General features: G+C 47.6%; 26 protein-coding genes and 1 other annotated feature. Of the genes, 7 read left to right on the top strand and 19 right to left on the bottom strand.

Annotated features, from left to right (window positions below; genetic code table 11):
* Positions 1-48: 48 nt before the first annotated feature.
* The 3 genes from TES5_RS02025 to TES5_RS02030 all read right to left on the bottom strand — a co-directional run bounded on the left by TES5_RS02025 (position 49) and on the right by TES5_RS02030 (position 2,864).
* Positions 49-1,266 carry an MFS transporter gene (locus tag TES5_RS02025; RefSeq protein ID WP_068559190.1) on the bottom strand — a complete coding sequence of 406 codons (1,218 nt, stop codon included), beginning with the start codon at positions 1,264-1,266 and terminating at the stop codon, positions 49-51.
* Positions 1,267-1,336: 70 nt separating this feature from the next.
* Complete coding sequence (locus TES5_RS15675; protein ID WP_255356026.1) at positions 1,337-1,468, bottom strand: hypothetical protein; 132 nt, start codon at positions 1,466-1,468, stop codon at positions 1,337-1,339.
* A 115-nt stretch (positions 1,469-1,583) separates the two neighbouring features.
* Complete coding sequence (locus TES5_RS02030) at positions 1,584-2,864, bottom strand: O-acetylhomoserine aminocarboxypropyltransferase/cysteine synthase family protein (protein ID WP_068559192.1); 1,281 nt, start codon at positions 2,862-2,864, stop codon at positions 1,584-1,586.
* 153 nt (positions 2,865-3,017) lie between these two features.
* Positions 3,018-3,261: a binding site (T-box leader), on the bottom strand.
* A gap of 121 nt (positions 3,262-3,382) precedes the next feature.
* On the opposite strand from TES5_RS02030, the gene TES5_RS02035 reads away from it, so the two are divergent.
* Positions 3,383-3,715, top strand: a complete 333-nt coding sequence (locus tag TES5_RS02035; protein WP_068559194.1) for an iron-sulfur cluster biosynthesis family protein — start codon at positions 3,383-3,385, stop codon at positions 3,713-3,715.
* Between the two features lie 136 nt (positions 3,716-3,851).
* Here TES5_RS02035 and TES5_RS02040 read toward each other — a convergent pair whose 3' ends face one another.
* The 7 genes from TES5_RS02040 to TES5_RS02065 all read right to left on the bottom strand — a co-directional run bounded on the left by TES5_RS02040 (position 3,852) and on the right by TES5_RS02065 (position 13,453).
* A complete protein-coding gene (locus TES5_RS02040) occupies positions 3,852-4,706 on the bottom strand; it encodes a creatininase family protein (protein WP_068559196.1) in 855 nt (284 codons plus the stop codon).
* 24 nt (positions 4,707-4,730) lie between these two features.
* Complete coding sequence (locus TES5_RS02045) at positions 4,731-6,194, bottom strand: MFS transporter (protein WP_068559198.1); 1,464 nt, start codon at positions 6,192-6,194, stop codon at positions 4,731-4,733.
* 182 nt (positions 6,195-6,376) lie between these two features.
* A complete protein-coding gene (locus TES5_RS15755) occupies positions 6,377-6,571 on the bottom strand; it encodes a hypothetical protein (protein ID WP_369813476.1) in 195 nt (64 codons plus the stop codon).
* 57 nt (positions 6,572-6,628) lie between these two features.
* Entirely contained in the window at positions 6,629-7,900 is a 1,272-nt protein-coding gene (locus TES5_RS02050) for an MFS transporter (protein ID WP_369813477.1), read from the bottom strand.
* 948 nt (positions 7,901-8,848) lie between these two features.
* Complete coding sequence (locus TES5_RS02055; protein WP_068559200.1) at positions 8,849-10,717, bottom strand: ABC transporter ATP-binding protein; 1,869 nt, start codon at positions 10,715-10,717, stop codon at positions 8,849-8,851.
* On the bottom strand, positions 10,714-12,930 hold the full coding sequence (locus TES5_RS02060) for an ABC transporter ATP-binding protein (RefSeq protein ID WP_198143278.1): 2,217 nt from the start codon (positions 12,928-12,930) through the stop codon (positions 10,714-10,716). Before TES5_RS02060 ends, TES5_RS02055 begins: the two co-directional genes overlap by 4 nt.
* 37 nt (positions 12,931-12,967) lie before the next feature.
* The gene (locus TES5_RS02065) at positions 12,968-13,453 is read right to left on the bottom strand and encodes a MarR family winged helix-turn-helix transcriptional regulator (protein ID WP_068559204.1); all 486 of its coding nucleotides are present in this window, start codon (positions 13,451-13,453) and stop codon (positions 12,968-12,970) included.
* Between the two features lie 154 nt (positions 13,454-13,607).
* Between TES5_RS02065 and TES5_RS02070 the strand changes: the two genes are divergently transcribed.
* Positions 13,608-13,994: an MmcQ/YjbR family DNA-binding protein gene (locus tag TES5_RS02070; RefSeq protein WP_068559206.1), complete on the top strand. Its 387-nt coding sequence runs from the start codon at positions 13,608-13,610 to the stop codon at positions 13,992-13,994.
* A gap of 36 nt (positions 13,995-14,030) precedes the next feature.
* Here TES5_RS02070 and TES5_RS02075 read toward each other — a convergent pair whose 3' ends face one another.
* Positions 14,031-14,750: a 16S rRNA pseudouridine(516) synthase gene (locus TES5_RS02075; RefSeq protein ID WP_068559208.1), complete on the bottom strand. Its 720-nt coding sequence runs from the start codon at positions 14,748-14,750 to the stop codon at positions 14,031-14,033.
* A 228-nt stretch (positions 14,751-14,978) separates the two neighbouring features.
* Here TES5_RS02075 and TES5_RS15310 point away from each other — a divergent pair, with 228 nt between their 5' ends.
* Complete coding sequence (locus tag TES5_RS15310) at positions 14,979-15,272, top strand: antibiotic biosynthesis monooxygenase (RefSeq protein WP_068559210.1); 294 nt, start codon at positions 14,979-14,981, stop codon at positions 15,270-15,272.
* 186 nt (positions 15,273-15,458) lie between these two features.
* On the opposite strand, the gene TES5_RS02085 is transcribed toward TES5_RS15310, so the two are convergent.
* The 3 genes from TES5_RS02085 to TES5_RS02095 form a co-directional block, all read right to left on the bottom strand.
* Positions 15,459-16,001: a ferritin-like domain-containing protein gene (locus TES5_RS02085; protein ID WP_068559212.1), complete on the bottom strand. Its 543-nt coding sequence runs from the start codon at positions 15,999-16,001 to the stop codon at positions 15,459-15,461.
* A 139-nt stretch (positions 16,002-16,140) separates the two neighbouring features.
* The gene (locus tag TES5_RS02090) at positions 16,141-16,476 is read right to left on the bottom strand and encodes a DUF1622 domain-containing protein (protein WP_068559213.1); all 336 of its coding nucleotides are present in this window, start codon (positions 16,474-16,476) and stop codon (positions 16,141-16,143) included.
* Positions 16,477-16,521: 45 nt separating this feature from the next.
* Positions 16,522-16,899: an iron chaperone gene (locus TES5_RS02095; RefSeq protein WP_068559215.1), complete on the bottom strand. Its 378-nt coding sequence runs from the start codon at positions 16,897-16,899 to the stop codon at positions 16,522-16,524.
* 449 nt (positions 16,900-17,348) lie between these two features.
* Here TES5_RS02095 and rlmN point away from each other — a divergent pair, with 449 nt between their 5' ends.
* On the top strand, positions 17,349-18,413 hold the full coding sequence (gene rlmN / locus TES5_RS02100) for a dual-specificity RNA methyltransferase RlmN (protein WP_068559217.1): 1,065 nt from the start codon (positions 17,349-17,351) through the stop codon (positions 18,411-18,413).
* A gap of 283 nt (positions 18,414-18,696) precedes the next feature.
* Here the strand turns inward: rlmN and TES5_RS02105 are convergent, their stop codons facing one another.
* On the bottom strand, positions 18,697-19,035 hold the full coding sequence (locus TES5_RS02105; protein ID WP_068559219.1) for a hypothetical protein: 339 nt from the start codon (positions 19,033-19,035) through the stop codon (positions 18,697-18,699).
* 135 nt (positions 19,036-19,170) lie between these two features.
* On the opposite strand from TES5_RS02105, the gene TES5_RS02110 reads away from it, so the two are divergent.
* Positions 19,171-20,037 carry a DegV family protein gene (locus tag TES5_RS02110; protein WP_068559221.1) on the top strand — a complete coding sequence of 289 codons (867 nt, stop codon included), beginning with the start codon at positions 19,171-19,173 and terminating at the stop codon, positions 20,035-20,037.
* Between the two features lie 59 nt (positions 20,038-20,096).
* Here the strand turns inward: TES5_RS02110 and TES5_RS02115 are convergent, their stop codons facing one another.
* Positions 20,097-22,484, bottom strand: a complete 2,388-nt coding sequence (locus TES5_RS02115; RefSeq protein ID WP_068559223.1) for an AAA family ATPase — start codon at positions 22,482-22,484, stop codon at positions 20,097-20,099.
* Positions 22,485-22,719: 235 nt separating this feature from the next.
* Here TES5_RS02115 and pfkB point away from each other — a divergent pair, with 235 nt between their 5' ends.
* Positions 22,720-23,634 (top strand): 1-phosphofructokinase, encoded by a 915-nt coding sequence (gene pfkB, locus TES5_RS02120; protein WP_068559225.1) that lies wholly within the window; start codon positions 22,720-22,722, stop codon positions 23,632-23,634.
* 66 nt (positions 23,635-23,700) lie between these two features.
* Here the strand turns inward: pfkB and budA are convergent, their stop codons facing one another.
* On the bottom strand, positions 23,701-24,414 hold the full coding sequence (gene budA / locus TES5_RS02125) for an acetolactate decarboxylase (protein WP_068559228.1): 714 nt from the start codon (positions 24,412-24,414) through the stop codon (positions 23,701-23,703).
* A gap of 167 nt (positions 24,415-24,581) precedes the next feature.
* Complete coding sequence (gene trxA / locus TES5_RS02130; protein WP_068559230.1) at positions 24,582-24,896, bottom strand: thioredoxin; 315 nt, start codon at positions 24,894-24,896, stop codon at positions 24,582-24,584.
* A gap of 182 nt (positions 24,897-25,078) precedes the next feature.
* On the opposite strand from trxA, the gene TES5_RS02135 reads away from it, so the two are divergent.
* Complete coding sequence (locus TES5_RS02135) at positions 25,079-25,519, top strand: MarR family winged helix-turn-helix transcriptional regulator (protein WP_068559232.1); 441 nt, start codon at positions 25,079-25,081, stop codon at positions 25,517-25,519.
* 69 nt (positions 25,520-25,588) lie between these two features.
* On the opposite strand, the gene TES5_RS02140 is transcribed toward TES5_RS02135, so the two are convergent.
* On the bottom strand, positions 25,589-26,745 hold a 1,157-nt coding region (locus TES5_RS02140; RefSeq protein ID WP_068559234.1), incomplete at its 5' end, for an IS5 family transposase.

Consider the following 26,745-nt stretch of genomic DNA (forward strand, 5'->3'; position numbering starts at 1 on the left):
AAAGGCTGCCTCGAGAGACAGCCTCCTTCTTCATCTTACTCAATCCGCTTATTTTCGGTAATATCGTTTTTTAGCGACCACTGCGAAAGTTCCACCCAAAACCATAATCGATAGCCCCATCGTAAGGTAGGCGATCCGGAAATCCAACAGATCAATGACGCCACCGACCACCGGGAAAAGGATGATCATACAGAGGCTATAGGCCATGCTGTTCGCACTCAAAAGCGTCGCTCGTTCTTCGGAAGGGATCAACTGGTTGATGTAGGCGCTCGCGATGGTCGGCGACACCGCGGAAAAAATGATCGAAAGCACAAATCCAACAAAAATCAGCACCTGATTCCCCAAAGCTGAGAGCAGTAATGCCGACGAAACAACTATGGGAAAAACATAGAGAATGCGGTTCTTTTGGAGTTTCTGCTCAATGGATGGAGAAAATTTTGCTCCGAAGATGCCGAACAAGGCAGCCGCAAACAGGTAGAAGCTCGTAGCTTTACCGTTATACCCCAACACTGACAAGTAGTTCTGGAAATAAAAATAATAAGTCGCTGCGAAGCTGTCCATCAAGGCAAAAAACAGGATCCAGCCCCGAAGCTCTTTATGCCGCTTCAGCAACCGCCAGGCATTGCCCAGTATCCGGGTGTAGGATTGCCCCACTTTTTCGGATAATCCGACTGTTTCATCCGATTGTGGATCCCACCTTTTGATTGGCTCTGCCATGCGGTAAATCAGGAAAATATTCAGTAAGCAAAGCATGATATGAACCCTATATACGGCCGGAAAATAAGCATCAGCCAAAATCCCGGCAAGGATCACGCCGCTTTGGGCACTGATCTCGATCAGGAAATTGATGTGGGCCAGCTTGTCCAGATAGCCACTTTCTTCGTCCAACCCCTTCATGCTTTCGAAGACCAGTGCTTCATAGGTCCCCGAGTTGAAATTGTAGGAGAGCGCCGAGAACGCGAACGCAACCGCAAAGTGCGAGAAACTCTGGCCATAAATCATCCCAATCGAGCTGATGATGGCCATCACTTTCCCGAACAACAGGATTTTTTTGTAGCCAAAACGGTCCGCCAAAGCACCTGATGGCACTTCGAAAACAAAACTCGTTATATGGAAGATAGCCTCCAGAAAGCCTATTTGCACCAATGTCATCTCTTTGAATGAACTCAGGTAAAGGAGCCATAACGAGGTGATGCCAAAGTATTGGATGAAAGCATATTTTTTCGCCAACGAGATATTTTTATGTAGTGATATGTGATTATGCATTTGATAGTCCCTTCTTATCTTGCAAAAAAAATAGCTATGGGAGGCACCATAGCCGGACTTATCGCTTTGTTTAGGATAAGCAGCAAGAAGCGTATTGTTGGTTGAATTTATTTGATTTTTGGACAGACTCCGCCCCTTGGACTGCCGCATTGGAAAAAATACCATGCATCAAAGTCAAAAAAATCCGCAATTTCGCTCTCATGACCGCTCTCCTCTCTTTTTAATCATAACTAGCAACAGTATATCATTCCGTCGTTTGGTCAGCAAATAATGTAAAAAAAGTGCAGCCTGATTTTCAAGGCTGCACCTCTATTTTGTTAGATTTGTCCGAAAGCTTGATCCAAATCTGCGATGATGTCGTCGGCATTTTCGATCCCGATCGACAGACGGATCATGTCCCCGGAAACACCCGCCGCGACAAGGTCCTCTTCGCTCAGTTGCGCGTGGGTCGTGCTGGCCGGGTGAATGACCAGAGATTTCGCATCGGCAACGTTGGCCAGCAGCGAGAACAATTCCAGCTTGTCGATCCACTCGATGCCGGCTTGCTTGCCGCCTTCGATGCCGAAAGTGAAGATCGATCCGGCGCCTTTAGGGAAGTATTTATCGGCAAGCGCCTTGTATTTGCTATCCGGCAATTCCGGATAATTTACCCAAGACACTTTCGGGTGGTTCGCCAGATAAGCAACAACCTTGCGGGTGTTTTCGACATGGCGTTCAACGCGCAATGACAACGTTTCGATCCCTTGCAGCAACAGGAAGGAATCGATCGGTCCGATGCAGGCTCCAGTATCGCGCAGCAACTGCACGCGGATTTTGGTCGTGAAAGCACCCGGCCCCAAATCCGTATAGACCAACCCGTTGTAATGCGCATCCGGCGTCGTGAAGCCAGGATATCTTCCGCTGGCGGCGAAATCGAATTTACCAGATTCGACGATGACCCCGCCCATTGTTGTACCGTGCCCGCCTAGGAATTTAGTGGCAGAGTGGACCACCACATCGGCGCCGAATTCGAATGGACGGATCAGGTAAGGTGTGCCGAATGTATTGTCCACGATTAAAATGATGCCATGCTTATGCGCAATTTCAGCGACTTTTTCGATATCAATCAGATTGGTGCTTGGATTTCCGATCGATTCGATGAAGAGGGCTTTTGTCTTTTCCGTGATAGCCGCTTCGAAATTAGCCGGATCTTCAGGATCAATGAAAGTAGTTTTGATGCCCAAATTTGGCAAGGTCGCGCTGAAAAGATTGTAGGTACCGCCGTAAAGCGTGCTGGCAGCGACAATCTCATCGCCTGCATGCGCAACATTCAGGATAGCGTACGTGATCGCAGCAGAACCTGAAGCGACCGTAACCGCTGATGTTCCGCCCTCAAGCGCCGCAACGCGTGCATCCACGACTGCGGTCGTAGGATTCGTCAAACGGGTATAGACATTCCCGGCATCCGTCAAAGCGAAACGGCCGGCAGCCTGTTCGGCGCTATCAAAAACGAAAGCGGTAGTTTGGTAAATCGGCACTGCACGGGCTCCGGTAACGGGGTCCGGTACTTGGCCTGCATGTACTTGCAACGTTTCAAAACTGTAATTTTTCTCTGTCATTTGTCATCTTTCCCTTCTGGTTTTGGATATATTCTTGCATGGCAGTTGCTCTTCTGGGTCATTTCCGATTTGCCGAGGTTGCTTCTTCTGTTCATTTCTCTGATTTTGCAAAAAGTAAAAAAGCCCTCGTCCCTATATTCCAACTGATTGAAATACAGGGACGAAAGCTCTTCGTGTTACCACCCATGTTCGTAGGGACCTCGCGATCCATACCTTAAAAAGTACGCAAGCTCCCGCTTGTTATACTCTTGTGCGCTATCGTGCACAAACCGAAGCAACACTATCCGCATTGCTTTGCTCCGAGACCATCTTCGCTTTTTTTCATCATACCCCTTTTCACCTACCGGGGCTCTCTGGAATGACGATCGAAAGGTACTCTTCTCTTCATCGCTCTTCTATTAAAATTTAATTAAATATAACATCTTTTTCTCACCTTGTCAAACATTTTGTTGATGTGAGCATATCCGATCTGATTCACGTTGTCATGCTCTATAATGAAAGGCAAGAGGTGATTTAAATTGAAATTGACATTCACAGAAAATGCCATACAACGACTGGAAAAATTGGGGATGACAGAGGAACTTTCTTTGCATATGAGTACCATCTACGGCTGCGGCGGACCGGACAGCAGCATGTTCACGATCCGTGCGTATGATGCGAAAAACCCGAACTACGACACTGTTCTGGATACCAACTTTGGCGCGATAAAAGTCACCAAGGACAGCCTGCAACAACTGGATGAGGACAACATCATCGACTTCAACGACAGCAGCTTCTCTTTCGTCCTGAAAAGCAATCGCGGACTTCTGAACCCGCACATGAACTACGAAAATATGAAGTTGAAAGATTAAAAAAACGGCAACAGATTAAGTGCGCATTCCTTCTGGCAGAAATTCCCGGCGAATCCTGATTTCGCCGGGAATTTTTTGGATAAATCAAATCCAAAAAAACTGCCCCCACATTTTGGAGAGCAGTCTATGAAACTATTTAACTATTTTTGTGTCGGTTGTAGGCGGCCGGTACGTGCGGGAAACGTTTGTAAACATCGTCAAGATACTCTTCCTGAATCGCCATTTCCTTCAGTAAAGTTGGAAAATCAATTGCATCCACCATCTTATTAAGCAGTACCAGTCCTTCTTCTGCCATTCGGTCTCGTGTTTCAACATCAGGTATGGCAGAAGTTGCCATATGGTCCGAATGTTCCTTGAAATAATAACCGGTTGCTCCGGATTGAAAGGCTTGGGCACTCAGGTTACCGAAAACCGCTGGTGTCTGGGTAACCGGCTCTGCATAATCAGATGTCAGCAAAATATCATCCAAACGATTACGCAGCTTGTAAGCCCCAAGAATCATCTTATCCAAATTGAGCATCATCGCTTTCGGATCTGAAAAGACACCGGATTTCTGCGCTGTTATCATGCCGTCGATATAGAGAATGGCGATCCCGGTTTCATCAAAGAAATCCCGGACAACTGGGTTTATTGAGATATGGGCTGGGCCATGCAAACTGATATAGATCTGTTTTTTGAAGCCTGACCGCAGTAAGGAATGTGCAAGACCTTGCAACATATCAGCACTTTCCCTACCGGTTAATTGGATGGTTCCCTTACCTGAAGCGGTTGCCCCAGAATAAACATACGGTACATGCGGAAGGACAAGTGAGTTTGTCCTTTGGGCCATCAATAAGGCAATCCCTTCAGCCAAGATCGTTTCGCAATCCAATGGTAGGCCGCCATGGAGTTCGGTTGGTCCAAAAGGCACGATGATAACATCGTTCTCCTTTAAGTAAGCCTCCACTTCATCATTGATCAATACATTTAATAAGTGACTTCTTAATTTCATGAGTGCACCTCTCTAACAATCTTATTATTCAGCTTGTTTCTTAGCAAATTCATCAAGTCTTGCTTGACGAGCTGAAGTCATTTCCGCACGAGTTTCATCGGTAATGTTCCAAATGAATTTGAAGGAAGCCCATGATAATAAGGCACATACTGCAGGACCAATAAGATTCAATAGCATCAGTCCTTCAACCGTTTCAGCTGTTTGTGCTTGGCCGTTTTGAGCTGCCTGTTGGCTATAACCAATCCAACCGATCATCAAGACAACAAGTGATTGCGCCAACATTTGACCAACACGTCTTGTCAGTGAGAAGTTCCCATAGATTGAACCTTCTGAACGTTTTCCTGTGATGTATTCGTTGTAGTCAATGGATTCTGAAACAAGACCCCATTGCAGTTGAACGGACATCATCATGAAAGCGATCCCTAAGCTGGCACCAATCATATAGAAGACTGGCGATAAGTCGCCAACTAATTTCCAAACGTACAAACCAACAAAAATAACAACACTCAGCAATAAATATGTACGGATTACCTTAACAGTCGATCCAATTAATGTTACCAATTTTGGAGCGATAAGCAACAACACTACTGGTAAACCCATACCGATTGCAGAAGCGGATGCCATCAAGCCCAGATCACCAAATACATCGCCGTAAATGTAAGGAAGCGTTGCATTGAATAGGTTTTGACCGAAAACGATTACAATGGAGTGCAAGCAAAGCGACAGGAAAGCTTTATTTTTGGCTAATGTAACAAAAATATCAGTAACTTTTGTCGGCTCGGCTTGTTCCTCTGCGGCAAGTTTTGCTGCAACATTCCGTTCCTCCGTTCCCCAATAGTGGAAGAAGACCAGCAAACCACCTAATACAGCTACGAAGATACCTGCAACCATATAACCTGTTGTATTTTCGCCTAAACGCGCAAGAATCACCGGTAAAGCCATGGAACCGATCAGACCACCGAGCGTTGATCCCATACCACGAGCTGAAGATAAAGTCGTTCTCTCTTTATCATTTAAGGCCATCACCCCAAGAACGGATCCCATAGCAATATTCATCATGGTGTAACCTAACTCGTAAATAATTTTCAATAGAAAAATTGCTACCAAACGCATGGTTCCTTCAAACATTGAAGGTACAGAGAAGAATGCAATAAGGCCTATCACAATTAGCGGGATAGAGCGCAACATCCAAGGACGGAACTTATCTTTTTTGCCCTGTACCTTAGAGAAAGACTTATCCATAAAAGTCCCCATCATTGGATCGTTGACCATATCCCAAATATTCCAAACAAGCAACAGTACAGATAGCGTCGCAAATGATACGCCCAATATATTTGTAATATATCGGTTCATGAACGTTCCGATCAGCACAAGGGTAACAACCCCACCGGCATCTCCGGCTCCATAAGCTAATCTATGCTTCAGGGTTAAGTTACTTTTCATATCGTTTGCTGGATTTTGCTGCTTAACAACTTTTTCTTCTGCCATAAGATTTTCCTCTTTTCTCTACAATGGTTAGTGAACTATTAAGAGAAGATGACCCCGATAGCTTATCATCATCTTCTCGGGCTTTATAATACAGTTATTTTTGTTATCCGGTGTAGGCCGGCTCCCTCCGTAACCGCTAACATTATTGTCCTTGCCTTGCTCAAAAATGAAAAATCGTAGCTTTAGTCATTTACTGCAGGGATTGCATTAGGGATCGCTTGAGGCATTTCTGCTTCATTATCGTGATCACTTGGGTCTGCTTGTTTCATTGCTGCAATTTTAATTTGAACACTTTCCATCGTTTCTTTATCCAATGGGTAGAATTTCATGAACATTAATGCAATAAGTGTACCGACTAAAGGCAAAACTGAAATCATTACAATACCAGCCAGGCGCAATTGTGGCGAAAGCGGTGTGTCAGCCGTTGGATAAGCTTACGCAAATCCTACAGCGGCTAAGATCCACCCGATCGACATTGGAGCGAACGATGATGCTACAGAGTCAGTCAATGAGAACATAGTGCTCAACATACCGGAAACATAACGCCCGGAAACACTTGTTTCATAGTCGGAGACATCAGCTGCCATCGTCAAGGCCAAGCCTGATGGTGTGGATGTGAAACCTTTCGCACAGGCAAAAATGATTGTGAAGGCAACTGTCCATAACGTTACATTAGAGAAGCTTAAGTCTCCTGGATTTGCAAAGAAAAGCAAGCCGCCTAATAGGGCCAATGAAACAACGGCACCCTGCAAGTAACGAACGTAGGAGTAACGCAATCCTCTTTTTTGAGCAATGGTTGCCGCAAAGGTTGTGAATAAAAGGTTAGGCAAAATCAGCACTAACGAGATTGTTCCTGACAAACCAAAGTTACCGAAAATAATACCGAACAGGATCATCAATACAACTTGGTCTCCGAACATTTGTGCATTGAATTTCACAAAAGCTGCTGCCATGGTCAACATTTGCAAAGGTCTGTTGCCTTTGATGATTGCCCAGTAATCTTTGAATGATGTTTTGGTTGTTTTTTCACCGATACCGAAGTATTGTTTGTTGTCTTTTTCCGCAATACCAATGATTGCCAAAATTCCTAGAACAGCTGAAATGATCATGACTCCTGGAATAAATACTTTGAAGAATTCCGGAGTAAAACCGCCGTATTTCGGCACTAGGAAGTTTGCGACAACAATTTGACCACCCGTAAACAATAATGTCGTTACCCAACCATCAACGATATTGAAGATAGGACGCTGTTTCGGATCGCTTGTCAACGCTGCTTGGCCGGCTTTTGTAACCGTTGCTTGCAAGGAGTAGCCGATTTTATGCACGACTAATGCAAGTAAGAAAATCGGAATTTTCATTCCTTCGCCCAGACCATGAATATTAAATAATACCAAGAAGGAAATAACAGTAATAAGATTGCCCAAAACCATAATAGGACGATACTTGCCGAATTTAGTATCTGTTTTGTCAATCAAAACTCCAATAGCCGGATCGATTACACCATCAAAGATACGGATATACCCCATAATTTGACTGACGAACAACGCGGTTAAGCCTACAAGCCCTGTGGAATAGTAGACGACAAAACCAAAGGCGAACAAGTATATATTTGTTGATGAGTTATTCAAAGTGAATAACACGATCTGCCATAGTTTGGCTCGATTGAGTTTCGTTTCGTTCAGAACCGTTGAATCCTTTTTTGACATATAATTCCCCTCCAAATTAAAAATCCAGAACTTATAAACAGGTTTTTATTATCACATCGTGAAACTTAGTTGCTTTAAAAAGAATTCGCAACGTATTTAATAAAACCTGGTTGTAAGACCTAAGGAAAGAATATCACCGAAAGGTAACCGGTTACAACTCTTTTATTATTAACAATTTGTGAACGCTATCATCCTCGCCGAGATAAGTGCCTTACGATGCCATTTCTTGATGGTTTAGACTCCTCTTGCGGATGCTCCAATTTCCATTTGGGACCGCTTCGATAAGCATTTTTCAAAATCTGTATTGACAAATCCACTTTAACGACTATTTTTTGGAAATTGGGCAAAAAAAATAAAGAAGATGATCCCGATTGCGGCTTGGGATCATCTTCTTTAGACTGCATGATGCAGTTTTATTGTCATAATAGAGAACTTTTATAGAATCAAAAGTGCATCACCGTTGGTGTTTTATAGAGTTTCAAAATATTCTATGCACCCCAAAGCATTGGCTAGCTGCACGGGTTAGCCCTTCGGAAAAAAGAATAAGGAACCTCTTGTCTCTGCGAGCCAAGACATACTATTCGACTTGTCATGGTTCTTGCCATCTTTGATGGCTTAGAAACATGATACAACTGACCGGTACGGTCACGTTGATTCCTTTGTTTCGGAAGTCTCTCAGCAATTGCGCTCTACGATGCTCATTTGCATGGGACTCTTAGGGATTCATCCCTTAGAGCACCAGTATAAGGTGACCGTAGGGAACGTTGCGAGGCCAGATTTCCTAAATTGTCATGACTCTTGCGATTTCAATCGCTTAATCCTGTCATCAGGCCATCCAACTGATTTCGTAGTGAGGCCCTCTGATGTCGCACTGTGACATCAGAGTACTTGACCGATTAGGTCACAGTGTTTCCTTAATCAGGGCTGAGCGAACCCGTTTCGCTTTTCTTATACTTCTTCGCCTTCGTCGAATTGGCTGTTGTAGAGTTCGGCGTAGAAGCCGCCATTCGCCAGCAATTCTTCGTGGGTTCCTTGTTCGACGATGTCCCCGTTGTTCATGCAGAGGATCAGGTCGGCATTTTTGATGGTCGACAGACGATGCGCGATGATGAAGCTCGTCCTGCCGTGCATCAGCGTGTCCATCGCTTTCTGGATCAGCACTTCCGTCCGCGTATCGACCGAACTCGTCGCTTCATCCAGGATCATGATCTGCGGATCGGCAAGGATGGCGCGCGCGATCGTCAACAATTGCTTCTCTCCCTGAGAAACGTTGTTGGCTTCCTCGTTCAGGACCATGTCATAACCATCCGGCAATGTCCGGACAAAGTGATCCACTTGCGCAGCTTTCGCGGCAGCGATGACTTCCTCATCCGTCGCATCCAGTTTCCCGTAGCGGATGTTTTCCATAATGGTGCCGTTGTATAGCCATGTATCCTGCAGCACCATCCCGAATTCCGTCCGCAGATCGCTGCGCGTGAAATCGGTAAGTTTGTGGTTGTCGATGTAGATGGCTCCACCCGTCAAATCGTAGAAACGCATCAGCAATTTCACCATCGTCGTCTTGCCGGCACCGGTAGGACCAACGAGCGCGACTTTTTGTCCTTCTTTGATATCAGCGGAGAAGTCCTTGATGACCAGATGATCCGGTTCATAACCGAACTTGACATGCTCGAAACGGACATTCCCTTTCACATCAGCGGTCGCCATTTCGATTTTTGCTTCGGTCACTGTCTCTTCTTCCTCTTCCAGGAATTCGAAGATTCGTTCAGAGGCAGCCACCATCCGTTGCAATTGACTCCCCACTTGCGCGACTTGCGTCAAAGGTTGGGTGAAGTTGCGCACGTACTGTAGGAAGGCTTGGATATCCCCGATCGTCATATTTCCGGCAGCCGCCATCGCACCACCCATGATGCAGACTACGACATACCCAAGATTTCCGATCAGGCTCAACAAGGGCATCATCAAACCGGAAAGGAATTCAGCTTTGAATCCGGCTTCGATCAATTGATCATTCTCTTTATCGAAAGCGGCAACCGATTTTGCTTCCCCGTTGAAGGCTTTCATAACCACATGTCCGCCATACATCTCTTCAACATGGCCATTGACCGCACCCAAGTATTTTTGCTGATTAGCGAAGTGCTTCTGCGACTTCGACATGATCAGCATCAGGAGCATCATGGACACAATCAGCACGCCAAGGATGACAAGTGTCAGCGACCAACTGATCGTCAGCATCATGATGAAAACACCTACCAGTGTTGTGATCGACGTGATGATCTGGGTGAGGCTCTGGTTCAGACTGGTATTCAGCGTATCCACATCATTCGTGATCCTGGAAAGCACGTCCCCTTGGCTGTTCTTGTGGAAATAAGCCAGCGGCAATTTGTTGATTTTCTCCATGATATCTTTGCGCAGTTTATAGGAAACTTTTGCGGAGACACCCGACATCAGAAACCCTTGCAGATAAGAGAAAGTGGCACTCAGCACGTACAAGCCCAAAAGCCCCAACAGTACGGTACCGATGTAATCGAAATCGATTTCGCCGGATCCGCCAGTGAATTTCAGCATGATGCCGGCGACCAATTTATCGATGGCCAAAGCCATGATTTTTGGTCCGACAATCCCGAATAGAGAGGACGAAATCGCCAAAATGAAGACAACTGCCATCAGCCATTTGAACGGCGACAGATACGCGGCCAATTTTTTGAATCCGCCTTTGAAGTCCTTCGCTTTCACCACCGGAGCGCTCATCCCACCCATGGGACCATGGCCTCCGCCCGGTCCGCCTTGCGTTCTTCTTTGTTTCATTTCGCTCATGCTAATTCCTCCTCCGAAAGCTGAGATTTAGCAATTTCTTGATAAGTCTCACAGTTTTTCATCAACGCATCGTGAGTCCCTATCCCAACGATCCTGCCTTTATCTAGAACGATGATCTGTTCCGCATCCATTATCGTGCTGATCCGCTGCGCCACGATCAGGACAGTTGCGTTATCCGTGTAGGCATCCAAAGCCGAACGTAAAGCCGCATCCGTTTTGAAGTCCAACGCTGAGAAACTATCGTCAAAAATATAGATCGGCGCTTTTTTAACCAATGCACGCGCAATGGACAAGCGCTGTTTCTGCCCACCGCTGACGTTGCCGCCACCTTGTGCAATAGCCGTTTCGATGCCGTCTTCCATCTCAGAAACAAAGTTTTTCGCTTGGGCGACTTCGAGTGCTTTCATGATTTCATCCGTCGAAGCATCATCTTTTCCATACGCTATGTTGGATACAATATTCCCTGAGAAAAGCATCCCCTTCTGCGGGACATAGCCAATGTTAGCGCGCAGATCGGCTTGTGTCATTTTGCGGATGTCGATGCCGTCGATTTCGATGGCGCCGTCCGTCACATCATAGAAGCGCGGAATCAGATTGATCAATGTCGATTTACCGGAACCGGTCGAACCAATGATTGCCGTCGTTTCGCCTGGTCTAGCGGTAAAGGAAATGTTGTTCAACACGTTCTCGCTCGCCTTCGGATAATGATAAGAAACATCTTTGAAGGTGATAAGGCCTTCATTCTTTAAGCTCGGTTGCGCGTCGTTTGGATCCGTGATGCTCAAATCCGTATCCAACACTTCCCCGATCCGTGTTGCCGATACAGAAGCACGCGGCAGGAAGATGAACATCATTGAAATCATCAAGAAGGCCATGATGATCTGCATCACATATTGGATATAGGCCATCATATCCCCGATCTGCAGAGCAGAATCAGCGACTTGCTGGCTTCCGAACCAGATGATCAACAGCGAAACACCGTTCATGACGAGCATCATCGCCGGCATCAACAGGGACATCAAACGCTGCACAAAGCGGTTTGTGTAGGTGTAATCTTCATTGGCGTCGTTAAATCGGTTCTCTTCAAACGGTTCATTACCGAAAGCGCGGATGACCATCATGCCGGAAAGGTTCTCGCGGCTGACAAGATTCAATCTGTCCGTCAAGCTTTGCAGCACTTTGAACTTCGGCATCGCAATCGACAGGATTGTCATCATAATGCCGACAAGGGCGATAACCGCAACGGCAATCGTCCACGCCAGCGAAACGCTTTTGTCGATTGCCATAATCAGACCACCGGTAGCCAAAATCGGTGCGTAGCATAGCATGCGGATGCCTATCGTGATCAGTTGCTGGATTTGCTGCACGTCATTGGTTGTGCGCGTAATCAGGGATGCTGTTGAAAAATTATCGAACTCAGTGTTGGAAAAACTTTCGACTTTGGCGAAGACATCCCTTCTCATCCGACCGGACACTTTCGCGGCGATACGCGAAGAGAAATACGCGACCGCTACGGAAGCAACGGACACCGCAACTGCGATGGCGAGCATCTGTGCGCCTTTCGTCATGATGTATTGGTTTTGGAGCGCATCCATATCCGCTCCTAGATCTTGATAGAATAGTTTCGTGAACAGGATCCCGATTTGGCTGTAGAGCATCGGCTCGGCAGCATCGGCAACATCCATCGATGCAGTGAACGCTTCCTGTGGCAGCTGTTGCAGTTGCGGCACCAACGCGTACAGTTGATCCAAATCGACATTCTCGAAGCCGCTCTCGGCATCGACTGCCGCGGTACCGCCTTGCTGTCCGCCCATTTCCTGCATAAACGTCACGAAGCTGTAGCTTGCCTTGCTGAAGATGCTCTCCAACGAGATCAGTTGTTCCGGATCGGTTTCATCCAGCACGTAGAAATCCGTTTCCTGGCTTTCCGGAAATTCTGCGTTGTAGGCCTCGGCTTCCGCCGATCCACCCTCGAGCAGCTCATAGCTTTCCTGGAACGTTTCCTTATCCTCTTCATCCATGAACAATGTCATAAGCGCGAAACCTTCCGCCGGCAGTGCTTCAGGCGCTTCCTGTTCGACGCCTCCGTTCTGGATGCCCGTGTTGACGATGTCACTCATCAGATTCGGCAGGCTCAATTCGCCGATCGCCTGACCGAACAAAATCAGCAAGCTGACCAGTATCGTACCGGCAAAAGGTTTTAAGTACTTCATTATCACTTTCATATGCTTTCCCTATTCTTTCCTAAATTTAGTTGTTTTCTTTTTTATGCACATGCCCGTGTCCATGTCCATGTTGGTGGCTGCAGCCGCCTTCCAGGTTGTGCAGCATCCTTATGAAGCATTCTTCCAACACATTCAGTTCCTCTTCAGTAAAGCCTTCGAAAACTTTTTTATTGGCTTCATGCATAGCCCGCTTCATCTCTTCTGAGGCGGCGATGCTTTTTTCGGTCAGATGGATGCTCTTGGAGCGGGCATCCTTCGAACTGACCGTCCGTGTGACAAACCCCTTCGCTTCCAACCGTTTGATGATTCCGGTCACGGTCGGATTAGTAAGATTGAAAGTCTCCTCGATGTCTTTTTGGATCACTTCCTCGTCACCACGGCTCTTCAGAAAGAAAAGGATATGAATCTGGGAAGTGGTCAGGTCGATTTTACCCACCAGGAGGTTCATCTGTTCCTTGAATTGGTTATGAAGCATCGGGATATAGGCCCCCATCATCTCGCGTGATATCAAAATGTCTCCTCCTTTCCGAGCAGTTATACATAGCACGCTATCTATTATCGCATCATCCATCCATTTGTCAATAGATTCGATCCGATGCGAGCCATTTTCGGGAAAATTGAATATAATGGAGGTAGCATAAAATGAATTGGAAAGGAGGATCAGCATGGAAGAAAAAATTTCTGTCCGGGATCGGCTTATTGCCCTTTGCCAAGAACACGCGCATGTCATCGAAGATTATCCGTTCGGCGACTCGGAATGGACCGTCATGCGCCACGAAGGCAACCCGAAAACTTTCGCTTACATCTATGAACGGAACGGTGAAGTTTGGCTGAACGTAAAGAATACTCCCGAGCGGAACGAATTTCTGCGCGAGACGATTCCGGAAATCATGCCCGCCTATCATATGAACAAGACCCATTGGATCACCTTGCGGCTCGTTTCTGAAGAGCTTTACCCGATTGCGGACCGCATCATCACGGAAAGCTACCGGTTGACGCAGACCAAACCGAGGAAAAAAGCCTTGGCACGCCAAAAAGAGGAAGAGCTTTGATTAGCTCCTCCTCTTTTTGGTTGATTTGCCTTCTTTCTAGCGGAAATACGGCTTCAGTTGTTCCAATTCCGCTTCGTTGAGCGGCCGGTAGCTGCCCGGCGGAATCGATTCATCCAATTCGATCGGTCCCATCGTCAGGCGTTTCAGGTAAGTGACCTTCTTGCCGACCGAGAGGAACATCTTCTTCACTTGGTGGAATTTCCCTTCGCTGATGTCCAGCAGCACGCGGCTTTCATCGTCTCCGTGGCTGAGGATGGTCAACCGGGCAGGTTTGCAGGTCGTCCGTCTGTGGAAGACGATTCCTTCAGCGAAGGCTTCCTGATCGGCGGTAGTCACGCGCTCGTTCACGACGACTTCATAGCGCTTCATCACTTTTTTATGCGGCAGCAACAGCTGATAGCCCAGCTGCCCATTGTCCGTGATCAGCAGCAGCCCTTCCGTGTCCTTGTCCAGCCGTCCCACAGGATAGAGGCCCGGTCTGCGGTCGGACGGATCGATCAGATCGATGACGGTGCGGTTGCTTTCATCGGATACCGCCGTAACAACGCCAGCCGGTTTGTGCAGCATATAGTAGACATTGGTCCGGTGCACCAGCGTTTTCCCCGAGACGATGACCGTCTGGAGCTGCGGATCGACATTGCGGTTGTCCGCTAGCACGATTTCCCCGTCGATTCTGACCTGTTTGCTTCTGATCAATTTTTTCACTTGTCCTCGCGAACCGTAGCCGCATTCGCAGAGCAGTTTATCCAATCGCATCCAGCCTCTTCCTTTCTGTCCATATTGCAGTCCTTACATTCTAAGCGGAAAAGATACTTGATGCAAGTTCTCGCAAAAAACCAGAACGTGAATCCATTGTTCCCATATGCTCAGATTTTTTCCACATTATTTTCTAATCTTCCCCTCACACTTTCCAGCCAGTTCTGCTATACTATCCACTATATAAAAATAAGCTGTATTCATTATAAACGAAAGAAGGTTCCGTACATGTTCATCCAAGCCAGAAAATTATCGATTGCCCGCGGTTTCTCGGAGGCCGCTGTAAATAAATTCAAGAACAGTACCTTACTGCCTCAACAACCCGGTTTCGATAGGATTGAGACCTATGTCCGATCCGTCAACAAAGAGAGCGAAGAAGTACTCGTCCTGATCAAATGGGATTCCAAAAAGGATTGGCAGAACTGGGAAAAGAGCGATGCCCACAAAGCCGGTCACCGCATCAAGAAAGAACGTCCTGAGTATATCTTGGGTATGGAAATGAGCTACTACGAAAGTTTTTGACAATAGTCTTCAATACTTTCTTTTTTGAAATATAGCCTGTTGTACTTGCGTGTCGATTGCTTGTGGGTTGCTTGGAGGTTGTCCGATTCTTCGTTGTTATCGGACAACCAGCAGATCAAACACTCATACGTAACAAGCCCCGCGCAAGTTTATTCTGCGCGGGGCTTGTTACGTATGGGATTCACATCATTTTCTCCTGCCAGCTCCGTCGGGATTTCCATCAACGCCGCGTTCAAAGGCTGCCAAATGCTTTTCGGATGCGGTCATCAAGCGTTCAAAGACGCTTCTGACATCATCCGGCAAATCTTCGGCCCCAAGAAATTGCCCATAAACAGAGATGTTTTCGATTTCACCGGCCACGCCTTTTTCAAAGCTTTCCGCCAAAGACGCAGGCAACTCAATTCGAGCTTCCGCTTCATTTTCCGGAACTTCAAATCCATAAGTTTCGAACAGTGGTAACAATAAGGAAATGTGTGTGCCTTCCGCTTTGGAGATGCTCGTGAATGGCTTGATTGTTCCGTATGCATCCATGATTGCAAGGTAGGACGCTTCAGCCATGTATTCATCCTGGATGGCGTAAACCAACATTTCTTCTATTGTATACGTTTCGCCTTCGCTGACCGCTGCTGCGCCATATAACTCTTCGTCCTCGGATGCCATTACGCCTGTGCCGCTGAACAATAACACTGCCAAAGCCCCGCCTACAATTCCGTTCCGCCATTTTTTCATTTTGATTCGCTCCCTTTTTTGTATGTTTGATGATCCTCTTTTCTACAGGTTCAGTATAGGAAAAAAGTATGTCGAAAGGATGGCAAAAACGGGACGAAAAGAGAACGTTTTCATTCCATTTGCCAAGAGCGGGGAAAAATCACTCCCCTTCTTCTGAATTGGTGCTTTTGATTTCCCAATGAATGACGACCGTCAGCACAACCCGCAGGATGACGATGGCTGAGAGCACGATGAATTCGTCGATTGTCTGGATGATGACTGTCTTCAATATTTCCGCGGCCAGTTTGAACTCCAGACTGAACGCCAGCGCTTTGGCCAACTCGAGTTTCGGTTGGTTGTTGCTCAGATTCAGCTTGTCCATAATGAACAGATACAACGACTTGACGCATCCATAGAGGATGATCAGGACACCGATGCCTTCGATCAGACTTGCCAATGTCGGGATGACTTGGGTTAAAACAGCATGTAGATCCATCATATGCCTCCTTTTATAATTCAGATAATCCAGCAAGACGGCTCATTATTTGCTCTGTTTCTTTTTTTGCTTCGCTTCTTCGACCCGGAAGCGGACGATCCGGCGCACAAGCTCGTATGGGATAGGTTTCGTAAGCGGAAATTGGATGGCGCCTTTTGAGGTCTTGTATTCCGTCAATTCTTCCTTGAAAGCCGCAACGCCACTTGGTGCGGGATAGAAACCGATATGATTTTTCTGCACTGCAAAATGCACCAGGTTCCCGTTCAGGTAGAAGGTCGGCATCTGATAGCTGATTTTCTCTTTCGCATCGGGGGCTTCTTCCTTTATCACCCGGCGGAACTCCTGCAGGATTGCCTGGATATCCCCATCATAGCGGCTGATATATGCATCGATCGTTTCAATTTTTATAGCTGATTCTTCCATTTTAGTCCACCTCAACAGTCTGGATTTTTCGTTATTTGCGTTCTTGTCAATAGTATATCATATGGCAATGCAAGTGCTTGCAAGCTACACGGACTGACGATCAAATTCATCGGCAACAATAAAAAAGTGATGGGTAGCCATACGAATCGCCGTTTGGGAAATGTTGCCAGAGGCATTGCGACTTTGGTGATGTTCGGCATCGGCTTACTGTTCTTGAAGGATTTGTTCCGATTTTAGCGGACAACTCCGCTACGGCAAACACTTCTTTCGTCGGGAATTCCGGACGCTCCCGGCGGTGTTTTCCCGGCGAGCATTCCTTCACCGGGAATTCCGGGCATTTGAAGTGCTTTTTCGCTCCCTTTCACTTCTTTTACGGAAGCCATTCCCTTTTCATAAAAATGTGTTATGATATGGATTGAAAATTTGTACGGTAAAGAAAGGAAAGTAAAATGAATACACCTTCTATTTATGGATTGACTTTGGATCAGCTGGAAGCCTGGCTGTTGGAACAAGGCCAGAAAAAATTCCGCGCCCAACAGATCTGGGATTGGCTATATATCAAACGCGTCCTGGACTTTTCGGAAATGACAAACTTGTCAAAAGATTTGGTTGCCCTTCTCTCCGACACCTTCTTGCTGCAGCCCCTAAATCAAGTGGTCGTCCAAGAATCAGCGGACGGCACAACGAAATATCTTTTCCAACTGGAAGATAAACTGATGATCGAAACCGTTCTGATGCGTCAGGAATACGGACTGTCCGTCTGCGTTACGACCCAAGTCGGCTGCGATATCGGCTGCACGTTCTGCGCAAGCGGCCTGAAACGCAAACAACGCGATCTGACTGCCGGCGAAATCGTTGCACAGATCATGCAGATCCAGCACTACTTGGATCAAAAAGGCAATGGCGAACGTGTCAGCCATATCGTCGTGATGGGCATCGGCGAACCGTTCGACAACTACGACAATGTCATCGCCTTCCTGAACATCGTCAACCACGCCAAAGGTTTGGCAATCGGCGCTCGCCACATCACCGTTTCCACCAGCGGATTGGCTCCGAAAATTCGCGAATTCGCAGAAAACGGACTGCAAGTCAACTTGGCTTTGTCCCTACACGCGCCGAACGACGAAATCCGCAGCCGCATGATGCGCATCAACCGTAAACATCCTCTGAAGGAAGTCATGGCTGCCATCGACGAATATCTGGAAAAGACCAACCGCCGCATCACTTTCGAATACATCATGATTTCTGGTGTGAACGACAGACCGGAGCAGGCGCACGAATTGGTTGCCTTGTTGAAGGACAAGCGTCACCTTTCCTACGTGAACCTGATCCCTTACAATCCGGTTGCCGAACACATCAAATACGAACGCAGCACCAAAAAGGATATTTTGGCATTCTATGATATCCTCAAAAAGAACAACATCAACTGCGTCATCCGCAAGGAGCACGGCACCGACATCGATGCTGCCTGCGGCCAACTGCGCAGCAAGCATCTAGAAAAAGCAACCAAATAATCTGATTTTCGGCAGAGGTCGTCTCAAAGCAATATGAGACGACCTCTGTTTTTTTTCGTTTCTGATTTTATCGCCGGTGTAGACCTTAGCTTGATGCATGGTTGGGCTGAAATTGTCGAATGCAGGAAGTGTATTCGACAATTTTATTGCCGTACGGGATGAAATTGCCGAATGCTTGAGGACATTCGACAATTTTGCATCTGAATGAGACATAATGGTTGAATGCAAGAAGTGCATTCGACAATTTGACCCAACGCTAGCCAACAAACCTGCTCCTGCTTGTTTATTCCTCGTCAGGCGCGGTCTCCTGCATCCAACCTTTGAATCCGCAATGTGGGCAGGTCAAGCGTTTGCCTTGCTTGCCTCCGTTCAAAGACAGCAGATCCGTCAGGAAGCTGATTTTGAATTTCCGGCGGCACTGAGGGCAGCTGTACGCATTCACGCGCGAATGATAATAGACGATAGTCAACAAAACGGCGATTCCCGCCAAAACCATCAACGCCGGATAGAAGCCGCCTGCTTTCTGAGCCGCGGGAAAGCCAACCACCAAGAACAGCACATATCCCGCAACCGCAAGCATCGTAACGCGATCAGATTTCCGGTTTTTACCTCTCTTATCCATGCCTCATTCTTCCCTTCCTGGTTCTGATGCCATCATAACACTTTTTGGTCGGGCACTAAAAGTGTGGTATATTGGAACCAACAAATTAAGTCCATTGGCAATAATATATTTGACCATTGGAGACGGAGGAATAACATGAGCAGAGTAATCCTTACGACTGAAAGCGGCGCGGATATCCCCACTGAGTTGGCAAAGAAACACACTATCCGGATTGTCCCGATGCACGTCATCATGGATGATGTCGATCATCTTGATGGCTCTTTTCCGGTCACAGATCTGTATGATTATTACGAGCGAACCAAAAAAAACCCTTCCACGACCGCAACCAATCCGAACGAATATACCGCCTTTTTCGAAAAAATCCGCTCTGAGCATCCCGAAAGCAGCATCGTGCATATCGGCTATACCTCCAAGGCTTCCTCCTCATTTCAGAGTGCCGTGTTGGCGGCGGAAGATTTCGAGAACATCCACCTCATCGATGCCCTGAACGTATCCGGCGGCTTGGCCGCGATCGTACTTTATGCCGCTGATTTGCTTGAAAAGGAACCGGATATCGCAGTGGGAAAATTGGTTTCCGCCATCGAATCTGTAGTGCCGCGCACGCACTTCTCGTTCATGCCATCCGGTCTCGAATTCCTGCGGGCAGGCGGCCGCGTCTCCAATGCAGCTTATTTGGGGGCATCGCTGCTGAAGATAAAACCAACAATCGAATTGATCGACGGCAAATTGGTTTCCACAAAAAAATACCGCGGCATGATGAACCGCGTCGTTGTCGATTTTTTTGATGACTACCTGAAGGCTTACGCAATTGACGACAACAAGCTGTACCTCATCCATTCGCTCGGTTTGGATGAAGAAATCATGACCCAAATGGAAGACTACGCGAAGCAAAACGGCTTCCGGGATGTCACTTGGGTACAGACCGGCGGCGTCATCACTTCCCATGGCGGTCCCGGCGCTTTCGGGATTGCCGGAATCAAAAAATCAGGAAACGCCGAATAAAAGAAAAAACTTCTGCATTACGGAATAATTCCGTAATGCAGAAGTTTTTTGTTTGTCCACTAATTCTCTCCGATATCCTCAGGCAGGATCGTGAACAGGTCGGCCTCCTCATCTTCGGCCAAGCGGTTGCTTTGGTGCAGCTTCGCCTTCTCGAAGAGGCTCCTGGCTGTGCGGGCGTTGCCGAAATGGCTGTCGCGTGTTGTATAGGACTGCACGAACAGATTCTTCACTTTCTCCTGGGCTTCCTCCGTCAGCACAAAACCTTGCTGAGTGGCGGCCATGTGGAAAATTTCTGTCAGTTCTTCACTATCGTAATCCGGGAAATCGACCGTGTAGGCGATACGGCTGCGGATGCCGGAGTTCATGCTGAGCATCTGCTCCATCTCGCTCGGATAGCCCGCCATGATGACGACCAATTTGTCGCGGTTGTCCTCCATCTCCTTGATCAAGGTGCTGATGGCTTCATAACCGAAATCGTTTTCGGAAGCGGAATAAAGGGAATAGGCCTCATCGATGAACAGGACGCCGCCGTACGCTTCCTTGATTTTCTCCAATGTCTTCGGTCCGGTCTGTCCGACGTACTGTCCGACCAAATCTTCCCTCGTGACTTCGATCATGTGTCCGCGCTTCAGCACACCGATGGATTTCAGGATTTGGCTGATCAATCGCGCGATGGTCGTCTTGCCTGTGCCGGGGTTGCCGGTGAAGACCATGTGCAAGGACAAATCGTTCATCGGATGCCCCATCTTTTCGCGGCGTTTCTCGGCGCGCACGTAGTTCATGATCGAGCTGACTTGTTTTTTGACATCCTTCAATCCGACCAGATTGCGCAGCTGAGCCATCAAGTCTTCGATATTATCCCCGAACAGCTGGTTCGGGTCGATGCCGAAATCGAGCGGCTCAAGGATGACCAAATCATCCTTCGTCACGGACTTTTCGCTCAGACGGAAAGCCCGTTCGCGCATCGCTTCTTCCATGATGTTTCGGACGGCACGGGCATTGGCGAACTGCGGAACGACTTTTTCCTGATTGATTTTCACCTTGAAGGCCTGCTCCGCTTCCTCGGTCAGCGTATAATGGTTATCCTTGGCTTGCGCCTTGGCGATTTCCAGCAGTTCATGGTCGGAAAAATCCTCGAAATCGATCTGCATATTGATCCGGCTCGACAGGCCAGGATTCGATTTCAGCAACTGCTTCATGCCGGTGTCATAACCCGCAAGGATCACGATGAAATCATTGCGGTGATCTTCCATCGATTTGATCAACGTATCGATGGCTTCGGATCCGTAATCAAGCGAATCGCTGTCCGAGGACGCCAAAGAATAGGCTTCATCGATGAACAGCACGCCGCCCATGGCCGATTCGATGACAGCTTTGGTCTTCTGGGCAGTCTGGCCGACATAGCCGCCGACCAGATCTGAGCGATCAACTTCCACCAACTGGCCCGATTCGAGGATGCCCAAGGAATAGAAGATGTCCCCCAGAATTCTGGCTACCGTCGTTTTCCCTGTGCCGGGATTGCCGGAAAAGGCGAAATGATAGGAAGGTTGTTCATTTTTCTCGATTGACAGCATGTAGGCCCGTTTCTTGTCGTATTCGACCAGCTTCACGATCCGGTTGATGGTCTCCTTTACTTCCGTCAGACCGATCAGATCATTCAGCTCGGCCAGAGACTCTTCCAAAGAAACTTTGACTTTTCGGTTGGAATGGGTCGCATCCATATGGAAATAATCAGTATGCGGAGCCCTTCTTGCCAGCCTGCTCGACTGCATGGTCGCGATCAGTTTGCCGACTTTTTCGGTGCTGTGCGAAAGCGGCCGTGTCCGTTCCAATTCCTTGTGGATACGGCGGCATTCGTCGAAACGGCCGTGGATATAGTAGGCATAAACGCGGTCGTATTCGATGGCATCGTCATAGCCGTATTTCTCGGATTCTTCTATGGATGACAGGATCGTTTCCAGTTCCTCTTCCTGTTGCAGGTAGATTTTCGATTTCAATCGCAATGCCGCGAAAGACTTCGGCGTATGCTTGAGTACCTGATCGACGAGTTCCAACGCCCGCGGGAGGTCGTTCTTTTCGAAGGCCATTTTCGCCAGCACAAGTGCCGCTTCCCAATTGGCGGGGTTGCGGGTGAAGGCGGCCTGCGCATAGCTCTCGGCTGCCTTGTCATCGTCGTCCTCCGCATAAAGCTTCGCCAGCAGCGTCAAATAGGCATCGCCGGTTCCGTCCAATTCCACCGCCCGCAGTGCATAATGCATCGCTTTTTCGAGATTGCGGTTCTTGTAGTGGCTAAGCCCCAACAAGTAATTCACATGCGGATGATCCGGATGCGTCCGGATGGCTTCCATCAAGACCGGGACGCTGCTCAAGGACATGTTTTTCCTGATGTTGTTCTCTATCCCTTTCAGCCTCTCGTCTATGTTTTCAGTTAAGTTCTCGTCTGTCATCCGAAGCTTCTTCCTTCCTGTTCGTATACTCTATTTATCTAATTTGGACCTTTTCATGATGCCCTTTATTTTAGCACAATTCCGTCCCTTTCCATGTGTATATGCTCGCCGCTTTTCTCGTTCTGGATAGGGTGCGGGCGCAAAAAAGCTATCTTTTGAGTTTGCCTGCCGACAGGGTTATACTTTGATTGAAAGCAAAAAGAACCACGTGCCATCCAGACAGGAGGAGTTACACATGATTTACACAATCACGCTGAATCCGACCATCGATTATATCGTCACCGTCCCCCAATTGACTTTGGGTCAATCCCATCACATGCAGGATGAACTGATAACGCCCGGCGGGAAAGGCATCATGGTTTCGCGCGTCCTGAAAGCACTCGGAATCCCATCGATTGCATTGGGCTTCCGCGGAGGCTTCACCGGTGACTTTGTGCGCGAATACATGGAGGAACTGAATATCCTCAACCAATTCACCGTGATCAAAGAGCGTACCCGCATCAATCTCGTCCTGAAGTCGGAGCAGGATACCGAAATCAGCGACTACGGTCCCAGCGCAACCGCTGAAGAAGTCACCCGTTTCATGAAAGGTTTCGAGGACATCTCAACGCAGGATTTCGTTGTGATGTCAGGCAGCAAACTGCCTTCCATGCCGAAGGATTTTTATGAACAGCTGATCCGCTCCCTGCATGAGGAAGGCGTGCCTTTTGCCTGCGACATCACAAAGGATGAATTGCGCAACAGCCTGCAGTACAACCCCTTGGTAGTCAAGCCGAACCAGAAGGAAGTCGGAGAATTTTTCGGCCGGACTTTCGCCACTTGGCAGGAGGTTATCCCTTACGGCAAGCAGTTGGTTGAATTGGGCGCCCAGCATGCCATCGTTTCCTTGGGCGGGGATGGCGCCTTGCTATTTACACCGAATGAAGTCATCTATGCGCCGCCTTTATCCGGAAAAGTCGCCAATCCGGTCGGAGCCGGAGATTCCATGGTGGCCGGGTTCGTGGGCACCTTCATCCGGACAGGAGACGCTTCGGAAGCTTTCCGGGTAGCAGTAGCTGCCGGAACTGCAACAGCTTTCTCCCCGGATATCGCAACCACTGAAGAAATCGAGGCGCAATTGGGCCGCGTTGTTCTGGAAAAAATCGAATAACTACACAATTTTAAAAGCGTTGGATAATCCCGGTCTCCGGAGGCTATCCAACGCTTTTTATCTTTATTAGCCTTCTGCTTCGGCCATTTCTTCCGCCAAGTTGTGGTAGCCGATTTCCTTGTCCATGAAATCATCGGATTGGACGGCGAAATGTTGCGTGATGCTTTCGATGGTTTGGATCTCGCATTTCGCGTTGTCCACGATGTAATCGAGGATGTGTCCGCCCAATTTGCGGTCATCGCTGATGAAATGGCAATGGAAGCCACCCTTGGCTACGCCATCAAACAATTCAGGTGTATAGATGCCGATTGCCGTCCCTTGCATATCGTAGGACTCGAATTCCGGCTGGACACGCGTTGCTTCGATCAGGCGCGGATACGGTTTTTGCTGCTTCGGCACCGCCCGCGTATGCATGTATTCAAAATGCCCGGTTATTTTGACGACCGAGAACACATTCCGGCTGCGCACGCGCTTGACAATATCCGACCTGACTTTTCTCAGCGTCATCGGCCGGTCGATGTCGTATTCACGGTCCGGTTGAAAAAAAGTCACCGCAGCATGCGGCGTTGTCTGGGATGGATCGACTTTCGAAATCGATCCGTCCGCCTTCGCTTGATAGGCGATGCCGTCCAACAGGATCAGTTCCCCTTCAAAATCATGGAAAGTCCCGATTCCGATGTCCCCATGCTTCAATAGTTCTTCAAATGTCAGGGTCCCATCGAATACCCCCGCCATCAGATCCCCCAGCGTCTGATGCTGATACAATGTACTTTCGCCCATCTGTTTCCGCCCTTCTGTGCCTTTGTGCAAGCATTTATTTTTCTGTCTGATCATGATAGCCCATTATATCACAGCGAGAAGGCGGCAAACAATCGCATCACATATCATGTCAGGCGGCAAACAAGGAGGGCCGCCTCTAAACGAGACAGCCCTCCATTCATAAACTATTACGCTAATTTTGTTTCCAAATAATCAACCAAAACATCTTTCGGATGGTAGCCTGTCAGTTTTTCCACCGGTTGTCCATCTTTGAACAACACCATTGTCGGAATGCTCATGATGCCGAACTGGGAAGCCGTCATTTGGTTCTCGTCGATGTTCAATTTGACAATTTTCACTTTATTGTCCATCTCTTCTTCGATTTCTTCCAAAACTGGTCCGAGCATGCGGCAAGGTCCGCACCAAGGCGCCCAAAAATCCATCAGTGTCAAACCGTCTTGTACTTCACTCTGCCATGTTGTATCTGTTACTTGTGTGCTCATTCTTTATCTATCCTTTCTTAAACTGTATATTTTTACTTTAATTTCTTATCAACAAAACGCATTATACCCCACCCGGTATTATTAGTAAATAAAAAAGATTCAAATGTAAGCAAGATGATTGACAATCCATTGTAACAGGCATAATATAGTTAGGGCACGAACTACATGGGTGGTGAAAAATAATGAGCAACACAGAACTGCTGGGATTTCGGATCAGGTCGGTTTGGCAACAAGTTAAGCGCCTCATGAACAGGCACTTGACCGAAAATGATGGTTATGGCCTGACCGGCATGCAATTTGCGATCGTTTCCTATCTCGCCAGAGAATCCATCGAAAGAGATGTCTTCCAGAAAGATCTCGAGCAGAAATTCGACATACGCAAATCGACCGTCACAGGCATTCTGAACACTATGGAAAGGGATGGCTTGCTGCTTCGGGAAACCGTTCCTTATGACGCCAGATTGCGAAAAATGATATTGACGGATAAGGCTTTGCATGCAAAAAAAAATACAGAGCAAGTGATTGATTCCGTGGAGAGCCAATTGTCCAAAGGATTGACCGAAGAAGAAATCGCCACTTTTTTGAGCCTGCTTGAAAAAATCTCAAAAAATGCAGAAGGCTGATTGCCTCAATCGTATCAAATTTCACCCAATCATTATTTAATGCCTGCTGAATAAATCCCTATTTTTAGCTTACGGCTTCATTAGGGGTTCAATTCTAGGGAAGCTCATCCATTGGATGAAAGTCAAAAAAATGCGCAATGAAACCTTGGACAGGTTCATTGTAAGGATGGATAAAGCAATCACACAGAGACTGGTCTCTTCAAGGCGTGTTCGAATAAGCCTGAGCCCATACTTTCTTTTCGCCAGGCTGAAGCCTCTCTCGACCTCTACTCGATCGCAGTTGTCGGTGTATTCTTGTTTTTTGTCAATCTTCTGATCCTTCTTGGGCCTACCGAGCGACGGGCCGGATAATCGGATTCCGAGTTCTTTGCAGTAGCTTAAGTTTGTGCGATTTCGGTATATTTTATCCGCCAAAACTCGTTCAGGATACACTCCCATCCGTTCTTTGTAGCGTTCCACCGCAACTATGAGGCATTCGCTCTCGTTGTAGGCATCGAAGGAAATTTTCTCGATTCGGGCGTACCCATTGGTTATGCTCATGTCCAGTTTGGCTCCGAATTCCACCGGGTTCTTGGCTTTTCCGCGGACAATTGGGCGGATAAATGGCTGGCTGATACTGACGATGCGATCCTGCACTTTGTGCGTCCTACTTGTGTGCATGTAGAGCTGCTGTTCATACAATTTCCGCAAAGTTCCCAACAGGTCGACTTGCTTCGGTCCTAGCGTATAACCTTGCTCCATAAATGCGTCGATGTATCCTAAATCCCGCCGGATGTAGTTCAGTTGCTTGCCGATGGCTTTGCGAATTTGTTTGCCGCTTTTCTTTTTCTTGCGTGCGATGTTGAGATAATCCCTTCGGGCTATTTTCCGATAGGTACGCGGTTTGGGAAGGTGGTTTGCTTCGCAGATTTCGTCGATGATGCCTTCCAACTTTTCCCGACATTCGTTCAACAGTTCCGTGTCTTGCGGGAACTTGATTTCTGAAGGCGCGCAAGTGGCATCTAGAATGAGCGTCCCTTCATTCTTAGATCCCGATGCATCATTGTCATCACTATTGTCATTATCGTCAGCTTGGGAATCATCTGCTCCATCCTCTATAGGTTTGAGGATCAATTCATTGATTTCAATCAGAATTTCGGAGGAGAGACGTTTGCGGAAGTGCACCATCGAAGAAGCATCGAACGGCTTTTCATCCTTATAGGAAGGTAGTCCGACAAAGTACTGCA

This window comes from Trichococcus sp. ES5, from assembly GCF_900067165.1.
GTDB classification, from domain to species: Bacteria; Bacillota; Bacilli; order Lactobacillales; family Aerococcaceae; genus Trichococcus; species Trichococcus flocculiformis.